This window comes from Pseudomonas sp. KD5 (genome assembly GCF_012932895.1).
Classification (GTDB): domain Bacteria; phylum Pseudomonadota; class Gammaproteobacteria; order Pseudomonadales; family Pseudomonadaceae; genus Aquipseudomonas.
In genome coordinates this window covers 173,884-193,140 of the sequence record NZ_JDWJ01000007.1, presented here as the reverse complement: position 1 = coordinate 193,140, position 19,257 = coordinate 173,884, and the positions used below count along the sequence as shown (strand labels likewise).

The following is a 19,257-nucleotide window of genomic DNA, read 5'->3' as shown; positions in this document are numbered from 1 at the left end:
AAAATGCCGGCCTTCTTAGCTTGACGCTGCTGCACGGCCTACACCTACAACGGAAACCGCTGCTGTCATCGTGTTGATGTGCCTTTGGGGGGCAGTCGATGAAACGCAAACCGGATTTACTATGGATTTTGGTTATTTTATTCGGCCTTGGTGTCGTGACCACCGGCTATGCCCAAAGCCTGTGGAACAACAAACCCGATGCTCCCGTCGAGATCGCGCAGCAACAGCCGTCGGCGTTCAAGCGCTGAACCTGTCGCCTGGACGCCGCTGAGATCAGTGGCGTCTAGCCCGCGAAATACCACGCCTTGTCAGTGACCGTGCCCTGCAACGGTACATCCCAGCTCGCCTGAGCCAATCGTTGAACCTTCTGACATTCATGGGCCAAGCCCAGCAGCGTCGGCTTGCGCCAGTTTTTTCGGCGCGCCAGGTACGCCAGGCTTCGGTCGTAGAAGCCGCCGCCCATCCCCAGGCGTCCGCCGACATCGTCAAACCCCACCAATGGCAGCAACACCAGATCCAGCGCCCAGACTTTGCGTTGCCGGGCGATATTGGCCCGTGGTTCTGGAATACGGAAACGGTTGGGTTTGAGCTTTTCGCCGGGGCGAATCCGCTGGAACACCATTTTGGTTCGCGGCCAGGCGCTGAGTACCGGCAGGTACGTCGCCTTGCCCCGACGTTGCGCGGCACGCATCAGCAGGCGCGGGTCGATTTCACCGTCGGTGGGCAGGTACAGGGAGATGTGTTTTGCGCGGCGAAACAGCGGGTGCTGGGCCAATTGCTTATACAGCCCGCGAGCGGCTTCGCGTTGCTGACAGGGGGTCAGTGCGCGGCGGGCCTTGCGCAGCATGCGTCGAAGTTGCGGTCGGGGCAGCAGCGCAGGTTCGGTCATGGATTCAGGCTTCAGAAAGTGCGAGTACTAAAAGCGTACCCGTAAACATGCCGATGCCGGTATGAAAACCGGCATCGGATTGAAATCAGGCTCCCCGGATGAACCGCTGCTGACTTAGCCCTTGAACCCGAAAGTTCAAGGTGGAAGATGCAGTAGGCTTTAAGGCTTTCCGTCTAGCGGACATGCACACCAGCCCAACGTGCAACCTCCAGGGTAGTGCGAATCGGCTCAGGGACGTGGTCAACTGGCAAGCACCCCAGGGAGTGATGCGAGTATAACTCAAGCGGCCTGGCGAATCAGCCCTTGGTGACATCCGGATCGGTCGACAGCGCCAGATCGACGCGGTCCAGCAGGTCGCGAACCTGTTCGCGGGTCGAACCGCTGGCCTGCACATCCGGACGTTCTTCCTTGTGCAGAAGGTCGTGCGTGATGTTCAGCGCAGCCATCACGGCAATGCGGTCGGCGCCGATGACTTTGCCGCTGCTACGGATTTCGCGCATCTTGCCGTCCAGGTAGCGGGCGGCGCTGATCAAGTTGCTGCGCTCTTCCTGGGGGCAGATGATCGAATATTCTTTGTCGAGGATCTGCACGGTAACGCTATTGCTTGAACTCATGAGTCTTGCTCCAGGGCCTTGAGGCGCGAAATCATCGATTCGACCTTACGCCGGGCGATTTCATTTTTTTCAATGAGGTGCGCGCGTTCCTCGCGCCAGGTCTTTTCTTGAGCTAGTAAGAGTGCGTTTTGACTCTTTAGTTGCTCGACTCGGGTAATCAGCAGCTCGAGTCTGGCCATCAGCGCTTGCAGGTCGGTGTCTTCCATTGTGTCCACGTGTTCGTCTGATGGGAGGTAGCTGGCGGACAGCCTTTAATAGTCTTGGCGAGTCTGTCGATGTAGGATACAAGGCCTTCATTCTAGACATAGCGCCGTCTGGCGCCTAGCTACCCATGCCCATTCAGAATTCTCCGTACCAAGCCTTCGCCACCCTGCTGAGTACCAGCGGCCATCCCGTATCGCCTGCCGAGTTGCACGGCCTGCTGCTCGGCCGTAGCTGCGCCGGTGCCGGTTTCGATGCCGACAGCTGGCTGGCAGACGCCGCCGAGCTGCTCGAAGGCGAGCCGCAAGACAACGTTCGCAACGCCTTGATCGGCCTGCAAGAGATGGTCAAGGGCGAGCTTACCAGCGACGACATGACCGTTGTTCTGCTGCTGCCGAGCGACGACGCGCCGCTCACCGAGCGTGCAGCCGCGCTGGGCCAGTGGTGCCAGGGCTTCCTCACTGGCTTCGGCCTGACCCGTCGCGAATATGCCCTCAGCGCTGAAGCGACTGAAGTGCTGCAGGATCTGGCCGCCATTTCTCAGGTGCAAGACGCCCTGGAAGAGTCCGACGACGGCGAAAGCGACTACATGGAAGTCATGGAGTACCTGCGCGTCGCACCGTTGCTGCTGTTCACTGAAACCAAGAAAACCGACGAAGCAGCCGCCAAACCGTCGTTGCATTAATCGCGAGCCAGGAAAAGCCATCTGCCCATGATTCATATCCCGAAATCGGAATACAGCCGTCGCCGCAAGGCCCTGATGGCGCAGATGGAACCCAACAGCATCGCCATCCTGCCCGCCGCCGCGGTTGCCATTCGCAACCGTGACGTCGAGCACGTTTACCGTCAGGACAGCGACTTCCAGTACCTCAGCGGCTTTCCCGAGCCTCAGGCCGTTATCGTTTTGATTCCCGGTCGCGAACATGGCGAGTACATCCTGTTCTGCCGTGAACGCAATGCCGAGCGTGAGCTGTGGGACGGCCTGCGCGCCGGCCAGGAAGGCGCGATCCGCGACTTCGGCGCCGACGACGCTTTTCCCATCACCGACATCGACGACATCCTGCCGGGCCTGATCGAAGGCCGCGACCGGGTGTATTCGGCCATGGGCAGCAACCCGGAATTCGATCGGCACCTGATGGACTGGATCAACGTGATCCGCTCCAAGGCGAATCTCGGTGCCCAGCCGCCGAACGAATTCGTTGCCCTGGATCATCTGTTGCACGACATGCGCCTGTATAAATCGGCGGCAGAAGTGAAGGTGATGCGTGAAGCTGCGCGGATTTCCGCTCAGGCGCATATCCGGGCGATGCAGGCCAGCCGTGCCGGTTTGCATGAGTTCAGCCTCGAAGCCGAGCTCGATTACGAGTTCCGCAAGGGCGGGGCGAAGATGCCGGCCTATGGTTCGATCGTCGCCGCCGGGCGCAACAGCTGCATCCTGCATTACCAGCAGAATGACGCGGTGCTCAAAGATGGCGATCTGGTGCTGATCGACGCCGGTTGCGAAATCGACTGCTATGCCAGCGACATCACCCGCACCTGGCCGGTCAATGGCAAGTATTCACCGGAACAGAAGGCGATCTACGAGCTGGTGCTGGCTTCCCAGGAAGCGGCGTTTGCCGAAATCGCACCGAACAAACACTGGAATCAGGCGCATGAAGCCACGGTTCGCGTCATTACCGCGGGCCTTGTGAAGTTGGGCCTGTTGCAGGGCGAGGTCGATGAACTGATCGCCAGCGAAGCCTACAAGGCGTTTTACATGCACCGCGCCGGCCACTGGCTGGGCATGGATGTGCATGATGTCGGCGAGTACAAGGTCGGCGGCGAATGGCGCGTGCTGGAAGTCGGCATGGCGCTGACGGTCGAGCCGGGCATCTACATTGCCCCGGACAACCAGAACGTGGCGAAGAAATGGCGCGGCATTGGCGTGCGCATCGAGGACGACGTGGTGGTCACCAAAACCGGTTGTGAAATCCTGACGAGCGGCGTACCGAAAACGGTTGCCGAAATCGAGGCTCTGATGGCCGCCGCACGGACACAAGCGGCATGAGTCGAGTCAATCTGGCAATCATCGGCGGTGGCCTGGTTGGCGCCAGCCTTGCGTTGGCGTTGCAGGCCGGGGCCAAGGCCCGTGGCTGGAAGATCGTGCTGATCGAACCCTTTGCCCCTGGCGATACGTACCAACCGAGCTATGACGCTCGCTCTTCAGCGTTGTCGTTCGGCGCCCGGCAGATTTATCAACGGCTGGGCGTGTGGCAGGAAATCTCCCGCCGCGCCGAGCCGATCAAGCAGATTCATGTCTCCGACCGTGGGCGTTTTTCCACGGCGCGGTTGTCGGCGATGGAAGAGGGCGTTCCAGCACTGGGTTATGTGGTGGAAAACGCCTGGCTCGGCCAATGCCTCTGGCACAGCCTGGACAAGGACGTGATCAGTTGGCGTTGCCCGGCGGAAGTCACCGCCATGGAACCGCTGACCGACGGCTATCGCCTGACGCTCAACGATGAAACCCTGGTGGAGTGCGACCTCGCGGTGTTGGCCGATGGCGGCCGTTCGGGCCTGCGTGAACAGCTGGGGATCGGCATCAAGAAGCGCCCGTACAACCAGAGCGCGCTGATCGCCAACATCACTCCGAGCGAAGCGCACAACGGCATGGCCTTCGAACGCTTCACTGACGACGGCCCAATGGCTTTGTTGCCGCTGCCGGAAAACCGCTGCGCCCTGGTCTGGACCCGTCTGGGCATGGACGCGCAACGGTTGGCGGCTCTTGATGACCGCAGCTTTCTCAACGAGTTGCAGGGCGTGTTCGGTTATCGCCTCGGCACGCTGAAACAGGTTGGCGCCCGCAATTTGTATCCGTTGTCGCTGATCGAAGCCGAGGAACAAGTCCGCCCGCATCTGGCGATCCTCGGCAACGCCGCGCATAGCCTGCATCCGATTGCCGGACAAGGCTTCAACCTGTCCCTGCGCGATGCCCAGGCTTTGGCCGACACCTTGTTGAGCAGCGAGACCGCGCTCGGCGATTTCACCACGTTGCAGGCTTATCGCGAGCGTCAGCGGATGGATCAGAACCTGACCGTGGGCTTCTCCGATCAGGTCACCCGGTTGTTCGGCAGCACCCAGCCGCTGGTTTCCCTGGGGCGCAACATCGGCCTGCTCGGTCTCGATCTGCTGCCGCCGGCCAAGCGCTGGTTCGCCCGGCAGGCCATGGGCCTGGGTACGCGTCCCGATGTTTAAGCGGGCGCACTTGCACGTCAATATTCATGACGACGCGAGCACTTTGGTGACGCGCGTCGAGAAAACCCTTTATCTGCGGCTCAAGTCGCAAGCGAGACAGGCCTAAAGCATGGAAATGCGCGCAGATCTGCTGATTGTCGGGGCCGGAATGGTCGGCAGCGCCCTGGCGCTGGCGTTACAAAACAGCGGGCTCGAAGTCCTGCTGCTGGACGGTAGCCCCCTGAGCGTCAAACCCTTCGATGGCCAGGCGCCGTTCGAGCCGCGGGTGAGTGCTCTGTCGGCGGCCAGCCAGCGAATACTCGAACGCCTGGGCGTGTGGGACGGCATCGCCAACCGGCGCAGCAGTCCTTACACCGATATGCACGTCTGGGACGGCAGCGGCACCGGGAAAATCCATTTCTCGGCGACCAGCGTACATGCCGACGTGCTGGGGCATATCGTCGAGAACCGCGTGGTTCAAGATGCCTTGCTCGATCGGCTGCACGACTGTGACCTCGGGATGCTGGCCAATGCGCGTCTGGAGCAGATGCGCCGCTCCGGTGATGATTGGCTGCTGACCCTGGCCGATGGCCGCACCTTGCGGGCACCGTTGGTGATCGCGGCGGATGGCGCCAACTCGGCGGTGCGGCGCCTGACCGGCGTTGCGACCCGCGAATGGGATTACATGCACCACGCGATCGTCACCAGTGTGCGCTGTTCCAAACCGCATCAAATGACCGCGTGGCAGCGTTTCACCGACAACGGCCCGCTGGCGTTTCTGCCGCTGGAACGGGACGGTCAGCAGGATTGGTGCTCGATTGTCTGGTCGACCACGCCGAGCGAAGCCGAACGCCTCATGGCGTTGGACGACGAAAGCTTCTGCAAGGAGCTGGAGCGGGCCTTCGAAGGCTGCCTCGGCACGGTGCTCAGTGCCGACCCGCGTCTGTGCGTGCCGCTGCGTCAGCGTCATGCCAAGCGTTACGTGGCAGAAGGTCTGGCGCTGATCGGCGACGCGGCCCACACCATCCATCCGCTGGCCGGACAGGGCGTGAACCTCGGTTTCCTCGATGCGGCAGTGCTGGCCGAAGTACTGCTGCAAGCGGCCGCGCGCGGTGAGCGGTTGGCGGATGTGAAGGTGCTCAGTCGCTACGAGCGTCGGCGCATGCCCCACAACCTGGCGTTGATGGCGGCGATGGAAGGCTTCGAACGGCTGTTCCAGGCCGATCCGTTGCCGGTGCGCTGGTTGCGCAATACCGGGTTGAAGATGGTCGACCAGATGCCCGAGGCCAAGGCGTTGTTCGTGCGCGAAGCGCTTGGGTTGATTGGGGATTTGCCAGCGTTGGCCAAGGCCTGAAGCCCCTCGCCACATTGTCATTCATTCGATTGTGCAACATCTGGTAACTCCTCCACCCAGTGTTCGATTGAGAAGCGAAATGTGAGTCCTTATCATTTGGCCTCACTTCCCCATTTCGAGAGACCGCTTCCATGTTGGCACCCAAGCGTCTACTGACCGCACTGGCCCTGACCCTGATCGGCAGCACCGCCGTCCAGGCTGCCGACGAGGTGGTGGTTTACTCCTCGCGTATCGATGAGCTGATCAAACCGGTCTTCGATGCCTACACCCAGAAAACCGGCGTACAGGTGAAGTTCATCACCGACAAGGAAGCGCCGTTGATGCAGCGGATCAAGGCCGAGGGCGAAAACGCCACTGCCGACCTGCTGCTGACCGTCGATGCCGGCAACCTTTGGCAGGCCGAGCAGATGGGCATCCTCCAGCCGTTCACCTCCAAGGTGATCGACGCCAACATCCCGCTGCAATACCGCGCATCCTCCCATGCCTGGACCGGCCTGAGCCTGCGGGCGCGAACCATCGCCTACTCCACCGACCGGGTGAAACCCGGTGAGCTGACCACCTACGAGGCGCTGGCCGATAAACAGTGGGAAGGCCGCCTGTGCCTGCGCACGGCGAAGAAGGTCTACAACCAGTCCCTGACCGCCACCATGATCGAAGTCCATGGCGCCGAGAAAACCGAGAAAATCCTCAAAGGCTGGGTCAACAACCTGTCCACCGACGTGTTCTCCGACGACATCGCCGTGCTGGAAGCGATCAATGCCGGTCAGTGCGACGTCGGCATCGTCAACACCTACTACTATGGCCGTCTGCACAAGCAGAAGCCGGACCTGCCGGTGAAACTGTTCTGGCCGAATCAGGGCGACCGTGGCGTGCACGTCAACCTGTCGGGTATCGGCCTGACCAAACATGCACCGCACCCGGAAGCCGCCAAGGCGCTGGTGGAGTGGATGACCACGCCTGAAGCGCAGAAGATTTTCGCTGACGTGAACCAGGAGTTCCCGGCCAACCCTGCCGTTCAGCCTTCGGCTGAAGTCGCGAGCTGGGGCAAGTTCGTGGCCGATACCTTGCCAGTGGAAATCGCCGGCAAGCGTCAGGCTGAAGCGATTCGGATGATGGATCGGGTCGGCTGGAACTGAGTCTGTCGATATACTGCGCCACCGAATGAAGTGGCGGCGTCCCTGCCGGCCTGATCGTTCCAACGTTCTGCGTGGGGATGCATCCACCGACGCTCTGCGTCGAGGCGTGACGCAGGGCATCACAAGATGTGTGCCCACGCAGAGCGTGGGCACAATCATTTAAACGAGAGCTTTCCTTGGCCCACCCCGCCCAACGCCGCTGGTATCCCCTGGTCTTCGCCATCGCTGCGCTGGTCCTGCTGCCCCTGAGCGTCCTGCTTCTTTCCTGGCAAACCATCGATCAGCAGATCTGGTCCCACCTGTGGGACACGCAAATGCCGCGGCTGCTGGGCAACACCCTCACGCTGGTCGTTGGCGTCGGCTTCGGCGTAACGCTGCTGGGCGTCAGCCTGGCCTGGCTCACCAGCCTCTGTGAGTTCCCGGGGCGGCGGTGGCTGGACTGGGCGTTGATGCTGCCGTTCGCGATTCCTGCCTACGTGCTGGCCTTCGTTTTCGTCGGCCTGCTGGATTTCGCCGGCCCGGTGCAAACCCTGTTGCGCGAATGGTTCGGCAGTGGTCTGAGGCTGCCACGAGTGCGTTCCACCGGTGGCGTGATTCTGGTGCTGGTGCTGGTTTTCTATCCCTACGTTTACCTGTTGGCGCGCACTGCATTTCTGGCTCAGGGCAAAGGCCTGATGGAAGCGGCGCGAGTCCTTGGGCAATCCCCGTGGCAGGCGTTCTGGCGAGTGGCGTTGCCCATGGCGCGTCCGGCGATCGGCGCGGGGGTGGCGTTGGCGCTGATGGAAACCCTGGCGGATTTCGGTGCGGTGTCGGTGTTCAACTTCGATACGTTCACCACCGCCATCTACAAGACTTGGTACGGCTTTTTCAGTCTCCCCACCGCCGCGCAACTGGCCAGCCTGCTGCTGTTAGTGGTGATGGTGGTGTTATATGGCGAGCGCCGGGCTCGGGGAGCCAACCGGGCGGGCAACGAACGGCCGCGGGTCAAGGCGCTGTATCACCTGCATGGGGTCAAGGCGCTGGCGGCGATGAGCTGGTGTGGTCTGGTGTTCGCCTGCGCCTTCGTCATTCCCGTGCTGCAACTGCTTGTGTGGTTCTGGCAACGCGGGCGCTTCGATCTGGACGAACGTTATGCCGGGTTGATCGTGCATACCCTATACCTGGGCGGCATGGCGGCGTTGATTACTGTCAGCGTCGCGCTGCTGCTGGCGTTTGCCCGTCGATTGGCACCGACCCGGGTGATCCGTTCCGGCATCAGTCTGGCCAACCTCGGCTACGCACTGCCGGGCTCGGTATTGGCGGTGTCGATCATGCTGGCGTTCAGTTACCTGGATCGCGAACTGGTGATTCCTCTGTCGGGCTGGCTTGGCGGCGCGGGCAAACCGTTGCTGCTGGGCAGCCTGTCGGCGTTGTTGCTGGCCTATCTGGTGCGATTCATCGCCGTGGCTTACGGGCCGCTGGAAAGCAGCCTGGCGCGTATACGGCCTTCTTTGCCCGAAGCAGCACGTAGCCTTGGCGTCAGTGGGCCACGACTGTTTTTCAAAGTGTATCTGCCGCTGCTGCTTCCGGGCACGTTGAGCGCTGCGTTGCTGGTGTTCGTCGACGTGCTCAAGGAAATGCCCGCGACCCTGCTGATGCGCCCGTTCGGCTGGGACACGCTGGCCGTGCGGATCTTTGAAATGACCAGCGAAGGCGAGTGGGCAAGGGCCTCGTTGCCGGCACTGACCCTGGTTCTGGTCGGGCTGTTGCCGGTCATCGGATTAATCAGAAGGTCGGCGCATCGAAACGGCTAGGTGTCAGTCCTACACCTTGCGGCTACAATGCGCGGCATTCGGTGCGGTCCGTCTTTCAGACCGGGTTGCTGAAATCGGCTGAAAGCCTTTATTTCAAGGCATTTCACCCCATACAGCGGCTGTCCGCACCTTCGCCACGCCCGGAAGGAGAAACCCATGGGACAGCGCACGCCTCTGTATGACCTTCATCTCGCCCTCGGCGCGAAGATGGTCGATTTTGGCGGTTGGGATATGCCTCTGCATTACGGCTCGCAGGTCGAGGAACACCATCAGGTGCGCCGAGATTGTGGGGTTTTCGATGTATCCCACATGACCGTGATCGATGTCGACGGCCCCCAGGCCAAGGCCTGGCTGCAATATTTGCTGGCCAACGACGTCGAACGCCTGCACAGCCCCGGCCGTGCCTTGTACAGCGCCATGCTCAACGAGCACGGCGGTATCGTCGACGACATGATCGTCTATCGCCTTGATGACGGATATCGGCTGGTGGTCAACGCCTCCACCCGCAATCAGGACCTGGCCTGGATGCAGGCTCATCTCGGCGACTTCGATGTGCGGCTCAACGAGCGCTCCGAACTGGCGATGCTGGCCATTCAAGGGCCTCACGCCCGGCACAAGATTGCCGAACTGGTGACCCAGTCCCGAGCTACGTTGATCCAGCAGCTCAAACATTTCGAAGGTCAGGCCGACGGTGACTGGTTCATCGCCCGCACCGGTTACACCGGTGAGGACGGTCTGGAAATCGTGCTGCCGGCCGATCAGGCGCCGGGGTTTTTCAACGATCTGGTGGGCGCGGGTATTTCCCCGATCGGCCTCGGAGCGCGCGATACCTTGCGGGTCGAAGCCGGCATGAACCTGTACGGTCAGGATATTCATCAAGACGTTTCACCATTGGCTTCCAACATGGCCTGGAGCATTGCCTGGGAACCGGCCACGCGCCAGTTCCTTGGCCGCACCGCCCTGGAGGCCGAGCAGGCCGCTGGCGTGCAGCACAAACTGGTCGGTCTGGTCCTTGAAGAACGTGGTGTCTTGCGAGCGCATCAGGTGGTTCGCATCGCCGATGTTGGCGAAGGGGAGATCACCAGTGGTAGTTTCTCTCCTACGCTTAGCAAGTCGATTGCACTGGCGCGCGTGCCAGCGGCCACCGCTGACCGTGCCGAAGTGGAAATCCGTGGCAAGTGGTACCCGGTTCGAGTGGTCAAGCCGACCTTCGTACGCCATGGCAAAACCTTGATCTAACCTTTTTTGGCGGTCAATGACTGCCGACATTTTTCTTGAGGACACAGAACATGAGCGAAATCCCTGTCGACCTGCGTTTTGCCGAAAGTCACGAATGGGCCCGTCTAGACCATGATGGCGGCGTGAAAGTGGGTATTTCAGACCATGCTCAGGAAGCCTTGGGTGATGTGGTGTTCGTCGAGCTGCCGGAAATCGGCAAAGTGTTCGCTGCCGGTGAGGCTGCGGGTGTCGTCGAGTCGGTCAAGGCTGCGTCGGATATCTACTCACCGGTCTCCGGTACCGTCATTGCGGTCAACGAAGAGTTGGCCAACAGCCCGGAACTGGTCAACAGCGCGCCTTATGACAGCTGGTTCTTCAAGCTGGAGCCAAGCGATACCTCTGAGCTGGACAAGCTGCTCGACCCGATGGCCTACAAGGCCGCCATCGGCGAGTAATACCCGCTTTGCAGGAGCTGTCTTCGGCAGCTCCTGCAAAGGCCGGATCAAGTCCGCAAGACGGCTTTCACCGCGGCCACCGAACGCTCGACGTCCGCTTTATCCATGGCCGTAAACATCGGCAGCGAGACGATCAGTCTTCCGACCCGCTCGGCGATCGGGAACATGCCTTCCTTGAACCCGCGTTCGCGGTAAAGACTCAGCAGGTGAATCGGCGGGTAGTGATAGCCGATACCCACTCCCAGTGCCTGCATCTGCTCCATGAAAGTAGCCCGTGCCGGTTTGCCATCCTGGCGTTCCGGGAGCACCAGTTGGAACAAATGCCAATTGCTGTTCTCGAAATCCGCCGGGGGCAGTTGAGCACCGTATTGCGCTTCGAAGTCCTCGCCGAAGCAAGCGAAGTAATGTTTGGCCAGCTCACGACGATGAGCGGTGATCGCTTCGATGTGGGCAAACTGGCCCAGGCCAATGGCTGCCGCGACATCGGTCATGTTGAACTTGCCGCCCAGCACATCAACGTCCAGCCCATCGAAACCGCTGCGGGTGACACCCTGCAAGCGGTACTTTTCCGCCAGCCGTGCTTCCTCGGCATTATTCAATACCAGGCAACCGCCCTCTGAACAGGTGACGTTCTTGTTCGCCTGGAAACTGAAGGACACGAAATCGCCAGTCGCACCGATTCGCTGGCCGTTCCAGCTCGAACCCAATGCTTGGGCGGCATCTTCCACCACTCGCAAACCATGCTTTTTTGCAATCGCGTAAAGGCGCGTCATGTCCACGGGCAGTCCCGCGAGAAACACAGGGATGATGGCTTTGGTGCGCGGGGTAATCGCTGCTTCAAGCTGCGTCAGGTCTATGTTGCGAGTGACTGGGTCGATGTCGGCAAACACCGGCGTGGCGCCAACTTCCAGAATCACGTTGGCGGTGGCCACCCAGGAAATCGGCGTGGTGATCACTTCATCACCCGGTCCGACGCCGGCAATTCGCAATGCGATCTCCATGGTGCAGGTGCCGGAATTGAACGTACGCACCGGGCGCCCGCCGAAGTATTCCGAGAGTTGCGCTTCAAAGGCCTGAACCTTGGGGCCGCTGGTAATCCAGCCCGAGCGCAGCACATCGCCGACAGCGGCAATCGTGGCTTCATCGATGGTGGGTTTGGAGAAGGGCAGGAAAGACAGTTGGCTCATAAATGTGGATACCCGATCAGCGAACGTTTGTAGGCGCCGAGCATAATGATCCGGATTGACCGACAGCGCCACGCCATCCGTGCCGGTATCGACTGCTATGCTGGTTTGACCGAGTTGCATCGACGCTGAGCGCCAGTCATGAGAGAGCCCGTCATGTCCCAGTTGCCGTCCTTGAGCCAGTTACGCGACCCCAATACCTTCCTGCGCCGCCACCTCGGGCCCGATGCCGCCGAGCAGCAGGCGATGCTCGACAGCCTCGGTCTTGGCAGCCGCGTCGAGTTGATCGAGCAGACGGTGCCGCCGGGAATCCGCCTCAACCGACCGCTGGACCTGCCGCCCGCCCTCGATGAGGTAGCCGCACTGGCCAAACTGCGCGGCTACGCCGAGCAGAACCAGGTTTGGACCAGCCTGATCGGCATGGGGTATCACGGCACCCTCACGCCGGCCGTCATCCTGCGCAACGTGCTGGAAAATCCCGGTTGGTACACCGCTTACACGCCTTACCAACCGGAGATTGCCCAAGGCCGGCTCGAAGCGCTGCTGAATTTCCAACAGCTGACCATCGACCTGACCGGTCTGGAACTGGCCAACGCTTCGCTGCTGGATGAAGCCACGGCGGCCGCCGAGGCCATGGCGCTGGCCAAGCGTGTCGCCAAGTCCAGAAGCAATCTGTTCTTCGTCGACGAAAACTGCCACCCGCAGACGATTTCCGTGGTGCAGACCCGGGCCGAAGGGTTCGGTTTCGACCTGATCGTCGACGCTGTGGATAACTTGAAGCAGCATCAAGTGTTCGGCGCGTTGCTGCAATATCCCGACACCCATGGCGAAATTCGTGACCTGCGTCCGCTGATCGATCATCTGCATGCCCAGCAAGCCTTGGCCTGCGTCGCCACCGATCTGCTCAGCCTGTTGTTGCTGACTCCGCCGGGAGAGTTGGGTGCCGATGTGGTGTTCGGTTCATCCCAGCGCTTCGGCGTGCCCATGGGGTACGGCGGCCCGCACGCGGCGTTTTTTGCCAGCCGCGACGAGTACAAACGCGCGATTCCCGGGCGGATCATCGGCGTGTCGAAAGATGCTCGCGGCAATGTCGCCCTGCGCATGGCCCTGCAAACCCGCGAGCAACACATTCGCCGGGAGAAGGCCAACTCGAATATCTGCACCGCCCAGGTGCTGCTGGCCAATATCGCCAGTTTCTATGCGGTCTACCATGGTCCGGAAGGGCTCAAAAATATTGCCCAGCGTGTCCATCGGCTGACCTGCATCCTCGCCGCCGGCCTGGAACGCCATGGCGTTACACGTGTGAACCAACAGTTCTTCGACACGCTGACCCTGGAGGTCGGTGGCACTCAGACCGCGATCATCGAAAGTGCCCAGGCGGCGCAGATCAACCTGCGCATTCTCGGTCGCGGGCGATTGGGCCTGAGCCTCGACGAAACCAGTGACGAAACCACCGTGGCGAAACTGTTCGATGTGTTTCTAGGTGCCGATCATGGGCTCAACGTCGACGAGCTGGATGCTGAGGCCCTGGCGTCCGGCATTCCTGCAGGATTGCAGCGCAGTACGCCTTATCTGCGTCATCCGGTGTTCAACGCCCATCACAGCGAAACCGAAATGCTGCGTTACTTGAAGCAGCTGGAAAACAAAGACCTGGCGCTCAATCAGTCGATGATCCCGCTGGGCTCCTGCACCATGAAGCTCAATGCCACCAGCGAGATGATCCCGATCACCTGGCCGCAGTTCGCCAACCTGCACCCGTTCGTGCCGAAAGAGCAGGTGGTGGGTTATTCCCTGATGATCGAGGAACTGGAACGCTGGCTCTGCGCGATCACCGGTTTCGATGCAATCTGCATGCAGCCCAACTCGGGCGCCCAGGGCGAATACGCCGGGTTGCTGGCGATCCGTAAATATCACGAGAGTCGTCATCAGGGCGCGCGGGATATCTGCCTGATCCCGTCTTCGGCTCACGGCACCAACCCGGCCTCGGCGCAAATGGCCGGGATGCGGGTAGTGATCGTCGAGTGCGACGAGGCGGGTAATGTCGATCTGGAAGACCTGAAAGAAAAGGCCATCGAGGCGGGGGACAAACTCGCCTGCCTGATGGCGACTTATCCTTCGACCCATGGGGTCTACGAGGAAGGCATCAGCGAGATCTGTGAAGTTATCCACCGCCATGGCGGTCAGGTGTACATGGATGGCGCCAACCTCAACGCGCAGGTCGGGTTGGCGCGGCCGGCAGATATCGGTGCCGACGTGTCGCACATGAACCTGCACAAGACTTTCTGTATTCCCCACGGCGGTGGCGGACCGGGGATGGGCCCGATTGGTGTCCGGGCGCACCTGGCGCCGTTTGTCGCCAATCACCCGGTGGTGCCGATCGATGGCCCGCTGCCGGGGAACGGAGCGGTAAGCGCAGCCCCTTGGGGCAGTGCAAGCATTCTGCCGATCAGCTGGATGTACATCGCGATGATGGGGCCGCAACTGGCGGATGCGAGTGAGGTGGCGATCCTCGCCGCGAATTACCTGGCGCAGCATTTGTCCGGGGCGTTTCCGGTGCTCTACACCGGGCGCAACGAGCGAGTGGCCCACGAATGCATCCTCGACTTGCGTCCGCTCAAGGCGCTGACCGGGATCAGCGAAGAAGACGTTGCCAAACGCCTGATGGACTACGGCTTCCATGCGCCGACCATGTCATTCCCGGTGCCGGGGACGTTGATGGTCGAACCGACCGAGAGTGAATCGAAGGCGGAACTGGACCGTTTTATCGATGCGATGCTGAGCATTCGCGCGGAAATCAACGAGGTGCAAAACGGCAACTGGACGGCGGAGGACAACCCGCTGAAGCGTTCGCCGCATACCCTGGCCGACATCACCGGTGTCTGGGAGCGGCCGTACAGCATCGAGCAGGCGGTGACGCCGGATGCTCACACCAAGGCCCATAAGTACTGGCCGGTGGTGAACCGTGTGGACAATGTCTACGGCGATCGCAACCTGTTTTGCGCGTGTGTGCCGGTGGATGAATACCGCTGAAATCACTCGCTCCTACAAATCAGGGGCAAAAAAATGCCGCTCATTTAGAGCGGCATTTTTTGTTCAGCAACGAACCTTACTTCGAGGCGATGGCATTCTTCGCCAGGATGGCGTTCGCCAGTTCCATGTCCGTGGCTTGCAGGCCAGGGTTTTCAGCGCGGACTTTCTGCATGGCAGATTCCAGATAGGGGCCGCGAATGGCGCCGTCACTGGCGACAAAGCTGCCGGCGTCGTCCTGGGCGGCGACGATCAGCTTGTGATCCCTGGAGGTCAGGTAGGACGTACCGGTGGTGGCACCGGAAGTAAGGACGTTACGCAAAAAGCTGTCATCAGCCATCGCCGAACCGACTTGAAGGGACAACACGGCGACGGTAGCGACAGCAAGTTTGAGACGCATAAAAGGTGACTCCACTGGGTTTTAACTGCGGCCTTTGATTGCCAATAACCCAATCGAGTTCCGTGACGTTAGTCGGCCCGCTCCACCAGTAAAATCGCCCCTTGTTGTCCGATCACCCGAACACGGCTGCCAGGCGCGGCATCAGGCCCTCGGGCCATCCACACACCGTCGGCGACCTTGATCTTGCCACGGCCATCGACAATCGCTTCAGTGACCACGAACACCTTGCCGATCAGCTCTTGCCCTCGCAGGTTCAGGTTCGGCTGATCGCTGGCCCGCACCACACTGCGCTGACGTCTCCACCAGTACAGGGCGGTGAGGATCGAAAAAACGGCAAACAACAGCACCTGCCATTCCCAGGGCAAACCCGGTATCAGGAACGTCAGCACGCCGACGGCGGCGGCTGCCATGCCGATCCACAGCAGATAACCGCCGGCACCGAACACCTCGAGGATCAGCAACAGCGTGCCCAGGGCCAGCCAGCTCCAGAACGAAAACAGTTCCATGGGCGGCGACCTCAGCCTTTCTTGCCGTCGAAGGTGGCCTTGACGATTTCGCCGATGCCACCGACTGCACCAATCATCGAACCGGCTTCGAGCGGCATCAGGATCACTTTGCTGTTGTTGGCCGAGGCCAGTTTGCCCAAGGCATCGATGTACTTCTGTGCGACGAAGTAGTTGACCGCCTGCACGTTACCGCCGGCGATGGCTTCGGACACCACTTTGGTGGCCTGGGCTTCGGCCTGGGCCTGACGTTCCCGGGCCTCGGCTTCGAGGAACGCCGCCTGACGACTGCCCTCGGCTTCGAGAATCTGCGCCTGCTTCTTGCCTTCGGCGGTGAGGATCGCCGAGGCGCGCAAACCTTCGGCTTCCAGAATCTGTGCGCGCTTGATCCGCTCGGCTTTCATCTGGCCGGACATGGCGGCCATCAGGTCGGCGGGAGGGCTGATGTCCTTGATCTCGATCCGGGTGATCTTGATGCCCCACGGCGCCGTGGCTTCGTCGACGGTGCGCAGCAGTTTTTCGTTGATGTTGTCGCGCTGGCTGAGCATCGCGTCCAGCTCCATGGACCCGAGCACGGTGCGGATATTGGTTTGCAGCAAATTGCGCACGGCATGTTCGAGGTTGTTCACCTCGTAGGCGGCCTGGGCAGTATTGACCACCTGGAAGAAGCACACGGCGTCGATCTGCACGGTGGCGTTGTCGGCGGTGATGACTTCCTGGGGCGGAATGTCCAGCACGCTTTCCATCACGTTGATCTTGCGGCCGATGCGGTCCATCACCGGAATGATGATGCTCAGGCCTGGCTTGAGGGTGTTGGTGTAACGGCCGAAGCGTTCGACCGTCCATTCAAACCCTTGGGGCACCACTTTGAAGCCCATGAAAAGAATGGCCACGACCAGCGCGACGAAGAGAATCAGTGCAATGCTCATAACGGTCCCTGTCCAGTCTGGATTGAGTTGCGATGACCAGAGTGTAGGGCAAAAGGTTTGGATGCGACTTGGGGGAAGTATCCGAGCGCAATCTGTAACCTATTTCTGCTCACTCTGCGGTGTCACCCGCAACACCTCTTCAATCGTGGTCAATCCCGCCGCCACTTTCTGCGCCCCCGACAACCGCAAACTGCGCATGCCTTCCTTGAACGCCTGACGCCGGACCGCCAGCAAATCGGTGTCGGGGTTGATCAGCGCTTTGATGCCATCCGTCAGCTGCATGATTTCGTAAACCCCGGCGCGACCGCGATAGCCGGTTTCGCGGCATTCCAGGCAACCGATGGCGCGCTGGGCATTGGTCGGCAGTGGCGCTTGCCAAGGCCGGGTCAGGGTTTGCCAATCGTCTTCGCCCAACGTCAAGGGGGCCTTGCAGTGAGGGCATAACGTACGCACCAGACGCTGGGCCATGACTCCGAGCACCGTGGCCTTGATCAGGTAATGCGGCACGCCGAGTTCCAGCAGGCGGCTGATGGCGCTGGGGGCGTCGTTGGTGTGCAACGTCGACAGCACCAGGTGCCCGGTGAGTGCCGCCTGAATCGCCATCTCGGCGGTTTCGAGGTCGCGGATCTCGCCGATCATGATGATGTCCGGGTCTTGTCGCATCAGCGCGCGCACGCCGGCGGCAAAGGTCAGGTCGATGTTGTGCTGGACCTGCATCTGGTTGAACGCCGGTTCGACCATTTCGATCGGGTCTTCAATGGTGCAGAGGTTGACCTCCGGCGTCGCCAGTTTTTTGAGGGTGGTGTACAGCGTGGTGGTCTTGCCCGAACCGGTTGGCCCGGTCACCAGAATGATGCCATTGGGCTGGCGGATCATGTCTTGCCAGCGGCGCAGGTCCTCGGCGGAAAAACCCAGTTGATCGAAGTCCTTGAGCAGCACTTCCGGGTCGAAGATCCGCATCACCATCTTCTCGCCGAACGCTGTCGGTAATGTCGACAACCGCAGCTCGACTTCGCCGCCGTCCGGGGTCTTGGTCTTGACTCGGCCGTCCTGGGGTTTGCGTTTTTCCGCAACGTTCATCCGCCCCAGGCTTTTCAGGCGGCTGACGATGGCCATGGTCACCTGCGGCGGGAATTGATAGACGTTGTGCAGCACGCCGTCGATGCGAAAGCGCACCGTGCCTTGCTCGCGCCGGGGTTCGATGTGGATATCGCTGGCCCGCTGCTGGAACGCGTATTGGAACAGCCAATCGACGATGTTGACGATGTGCGCATCGTTGGCGTCCGGCTCCTGGTCGCTGGCGCCGAGGTTGAGCAATTGTTCGAAGTTGCCCAGGTTGCTTGTCTTCTGATCGGCGTTGGTGGCGCCGGTGACCGATTTAGCCAGGCGGAAAAACTCCACGCTGAAGCGCTGGATATCCACCGGGTTGGCCACCACGCGCTTGATCGGCAGTTTCAATACGTGGGTCAGGTCGACTTCCCAGCCGCTGACGAAGGGCTGGGCGCTGGCCACGGTGACGGCATCGCGGTCGATGGCCACCGCCAGAATCTTGTGGCGTTGGGCGAAGGCATAGGACATCAGCGGCGTAATGGCGGCGACGTTGATTTTCAGTGGGTCGATGCGCAAGTAAGGCTGGCCGGCCTGCTGGGACAGCCACAGCGTCAGGCTTTCCAGATCGAGGTGTTTACCGGGACGGCTGAGGTCGTCCAGATGTTGGCTGGCGATGAACTCCAGCGGATGTTGCTGAGCATTGGTGGCGTGACGGCGGCGGGCGTTGAGTGCGTGTTCGGCAGAGTCCTGGCTGACAAAGCCCTGGGCGACCAGTTCACGCAGCAAATCGTTAAGGTCCAGCCAGCGGTCCTGAGTGGCAAGTTGAACGGACATGCGGGCTCCTTATGAACAACCGTTCGCAAAGGATAGCTGGGCACCCGCAGACCGTTGGGCCACTACCCGACCAACACGTGTCGGGTTTTTTCAGGGGAGGGGGTCAGCCCGCTGCCTGCGCCGGCTCCTGCCACGCTGAATCAGCCGCTTGCAGATTCACCGAGCAGACGCTGATCAGGTTACGCAGTTTTTCCGCGATCACCTGGGCTCGGTGCCAGCTCAGGCCGTCCATGACGATGTCGATCGACAGCAGATCGTCCAGGCGCTGCACGTTGACCTGTTGCGGCGTCAGAAACTGCAAGGCGAACAGATTGAGCGCGCGGCACAGCAGATCCGGCTCGGCCTCGGCCAGCAGTTGGTATTGAACGCGGCAGTGGGTGTTGCTGACGTTCCAGACATCGGCGCGGGCGGGCGCGGTGTTCACGGCTTCGAGGGGCGGCATGGTCGGGCTCCAAAATCA

At 61.1% G+C, this 19,257-nt stretch carries 19 protein-coding genes and 1 other RNA gene; 10 read left to right on the top strand and 10 right to left on the bottom strand.

The features are described 5' to 3' along the window. The first annotated feature begins 98 nt into the window (after positions 1–98). Entirely contained in the window at positions 99–248 is a 150-nt protein-coding gene (locus AF70_RS17205; protein ID WP_018927582.1) for a hypothetical protein, read from the top strand. 35 nt (positions 249–283) lie between these two features. Here the strand turns inward: AF70_RS17205 and AF70_RS17200 are convergent, their stop codons facing one another. The 4 genes from AF70_RS17200 to AF70_RS17185 all read right to left on the bottom strand — a co-directional run bounded on the left by AF70_RS17200 (position 284) and on the right by AF70_RS17185 (position 1,709). Next, positions 284–889: a 5-formyltetrahydrofolate cyclo-ligase gene (locus AF70_RS17200; RefSeq protein ID WP_028939122.1), complete on the bottom strand. Its 606-nt coding sequence runs from the start codon at positions 887–889 to the stop codon at positions 284–286. A gap of 87 nt (positions 890–976) precedes the next feature. Then, positions 977–1,155: non-coding RNA, 6S RNA (gene ssrS, locus AF70_RS17195), on the bottom strand. 30 nt (positions 1,156–1,185) lie between these two features. Further along, the gene (locus tag AF70_RS17190) at positions 1,186–1,503 is read right to left on the bottom strand and encodes a cell division protein ZapA (protein ID WP_018927584.1); all 318 of its coding nucleotides are present in this window, start codon (positions 1,501–1,503) and stop codon (positions 1,186–1,188) included. Continuing rightward, a complete protein-coding gene (locus AF70_RS17185; RefSeq protein WP_007940359.1) occupies positions 1,500–1,709 on the bottom strand; it encodes a TIGR02449 family protein in 210 nt (69 codons plus the stop codon). Before AF70_RS17185 ends, AF70_RS17190 begins: the two co-directional genes overlap by 4 nt. Positions 1,710–1,834: 125 nt before the next feature. On the opposite strand from AF70_RS17185, the gene AF70_RS17180 reads away from it, so the two are divergent. The 8 genes from AF70_RS17180 to gcvH all read left to right on the top strand — a co-directional run bounded on the left by AF70_RS17180 (position 1,835) and on the right by gcvH (position 10,870). After that, a complete protein-coding gene (locus AF70_RS17180) occupies positions 1,835–2,389 on the top strand; it encodes a YecA family protein (protein WP_007940361.1) in 555 nt (184 codons plus the stop codon). Positions 2,390–2,416: 27 nt separating this feature from the next. After that, the gene (pepP, locus tag AF70_RS17175) at positions 2,417–3,751 is read left to right on the top strand and encodes a Xaa-Pro aminopeptidase (RefSeq protein WP_019650155.1); all 1,335 of its coding nucleotides are present in this window, start codon (positions 2,417–2,419) and stop codon (positions 3,749–3,751) included. Further along, positions 3,748–4,935 (top strand): 2-octaprenyl-6-methoxyphenyl hydroxylase, encoded by a 1,188-nt coding sequence (gene ubiH, locus AF70_RS17170; RefSeq protein WP_028939121.1) that lies wholly within the window; start codon positions 3,748–3,750, stop codon positions 4,933–4,935. Before pepP ends, ubiH begins: the two co-directional genes overlap by 4 nt. A 115-nt stretch (positions 4,936–5,050) precedes the next feature. Then, the gene (locus AF70_RS17165; RefSeq protein ID WP_167331189.1) at positions 5,051–6,268 is read left to right on the top strand and encodes a 2-octaprenyl-3-methyl-6-methoxy-1,4-benzoquinol hydroxylase; all 1,218 of its coding nucleotides are present in this window, start codon (positions 5,051–5,053) and stop codon (positions 6,266–6,268) included. 131 nt (positions 6,269–6,399) lie between these two features. Next, complete coding sequence (locus AF70_RS17160; protein ID WP_028939120.1) at positions 6,400–7,404, top strand: extracellular solute-binding protein; 1,005 nt, start codon at positions 6,400–6,402, stop codon at positions 7,402–7,404. A 176-nt stretch (positions 7,405–7,580) separates the two neighbouring features. Further along, positions 7,581–9,197 carry an iron ABC transporter permease gene (locus AF70_RS17155; protein ID WP_028939119.1) on the top strand — a complete coding sequence of 539 codons (1,617 nt, stop codon included), beginning with the start codon at positions 7,581–7,583 and terminating at the stop codon, positions 9,195–9,197. A gap of 156 nt (positions 9,198–9,353) precedes the next feature. After that, positions 9,354–10,436 (top strand): glycine cleavage system aminomethyltransferase GcvT, encoded by a 1,083-nt coding sequence (gene gcvT / locus AF70_RS17150; RefSeq protein WP_019580541.1) that lies wholly within the window; start codon positions 9,354–9,356, stop codon positions 10,434–10,436. A gap of 50 nt (positions 10,437–10,486) precedes the next feature. After that, positions 10,487–10,870 carry a glycine cleavage system protein GcvH gene (gene gcvH / locus AF70_RS17145; RefSeq protein WP_018927591.1) on the top strand — a complete coding sequence of 128 codons (384 nt, stop codon included), beginning with the start codon at positions 10,487–10,489 and terminating at the stop codon, positions 10,868–10,870. 47 nt (positions 10,871–10,917) lie between these two features. On the opposite strand, the gene AF70_RS17140 is transcribed toward gcvH, so the two are convergent. Beyond that, complete coding sequence (locus tag AF70_RS17140; RefSeq protein ID WP_026331821.1) at positions 10,918–12,057, bottom strand: DegT/DnrJ/EryC1/StrS aminotransferase family protein; 1,140 nt, start codon at positions 12,055–12,057, stop codon at positions 10,918–10,920. 153 nt (positions 12,058–12,210) lie between these two features. Here AF70_RS17140 and gcvP point away from each other — a divergent pair, with 153 nt between their 5' ends. Beyond that, positions 12,211–15,084, top strand: a complete 2,874-nt coding sequence (gene gcvP, locus AF70_RS17135; protein ID WP_028939118.1) for an aminomethyl-transferring glycine dehydrogenase — start codon at positions 12,211–12,213, stop codon at positions 15,082–15,084. Positions 15,085–15,160: 76 nt separating this feature from the next. Here the strand turns inward: gcvP and AF70_RS17130 are convergent, their stop codons facing one another. The 5 genes from AF70_RS17130 to AF70_RS17110 all read right to left on the bottom strand — a co-directional run bounded on the left by AF70_RS17130 (position 15,161) and on the right by AF70_RS17110 (position 19,239). Beyond that, positions 15,161–15,481, bottom strand: coding sequence for a DUF2388 domain-containing protein (locus AF70_RS17130; RefSeq protein ID WP_019580544.1), 321 nt, complete (start codon positions 15,479–15,481; stop codon positions 15,161–15,163). Positions 15,482–15,549: 68 nt separating this feature from the next. Further along, on the bottom strand, positions 15,550–15,987 hold the full coding sequence (locus tag AF70_RS17125) for an NfeD family protein (protein ID WP_019580545.1): 438 nt from the start codon (positions 15,985–15,987) through the stop codon (positions 15,550–15,552). An 11-nt stretch (positions 15,988–15,998) separates the two neighbouring features. Further along, positions 15,999–16,913: an SPFH domain-containing protein gene (locus tag AF70_RS17120; protein ID WP_007940374.1), complete on the bottom strand. Its 915-nt coding sequence runs from the start codon at positions 16,911–16,913 to the stop codon at positions 15,999–16,001. 99 nt (positions 16,914–17,012) lie between these two features. Then, on the bottom strand, positions 17,013–18,797 hold the full coding sequence (locus AF70_RS17115) for a GspE/PulE family protein (protein ID WP_028939117.1): 1,785 nt from the start codon (positions 18,795–18,797) through the stop codon (positions 17,013–17,015). A gap of 103 nt (positions 18,798–18,900) precedes the next feature. Next, positions 18,901–19,239, bottom strand: a complete 339-nt coding sequence (locus tag AF70_RS17110; protein WP_028939116.1) for a hypothetical protein — start codon at positions 19,237–19,239, stop codon at positions 18,901–18,903. Positions 19,240–19,257 lie beyond the last annotated feature (18 nt).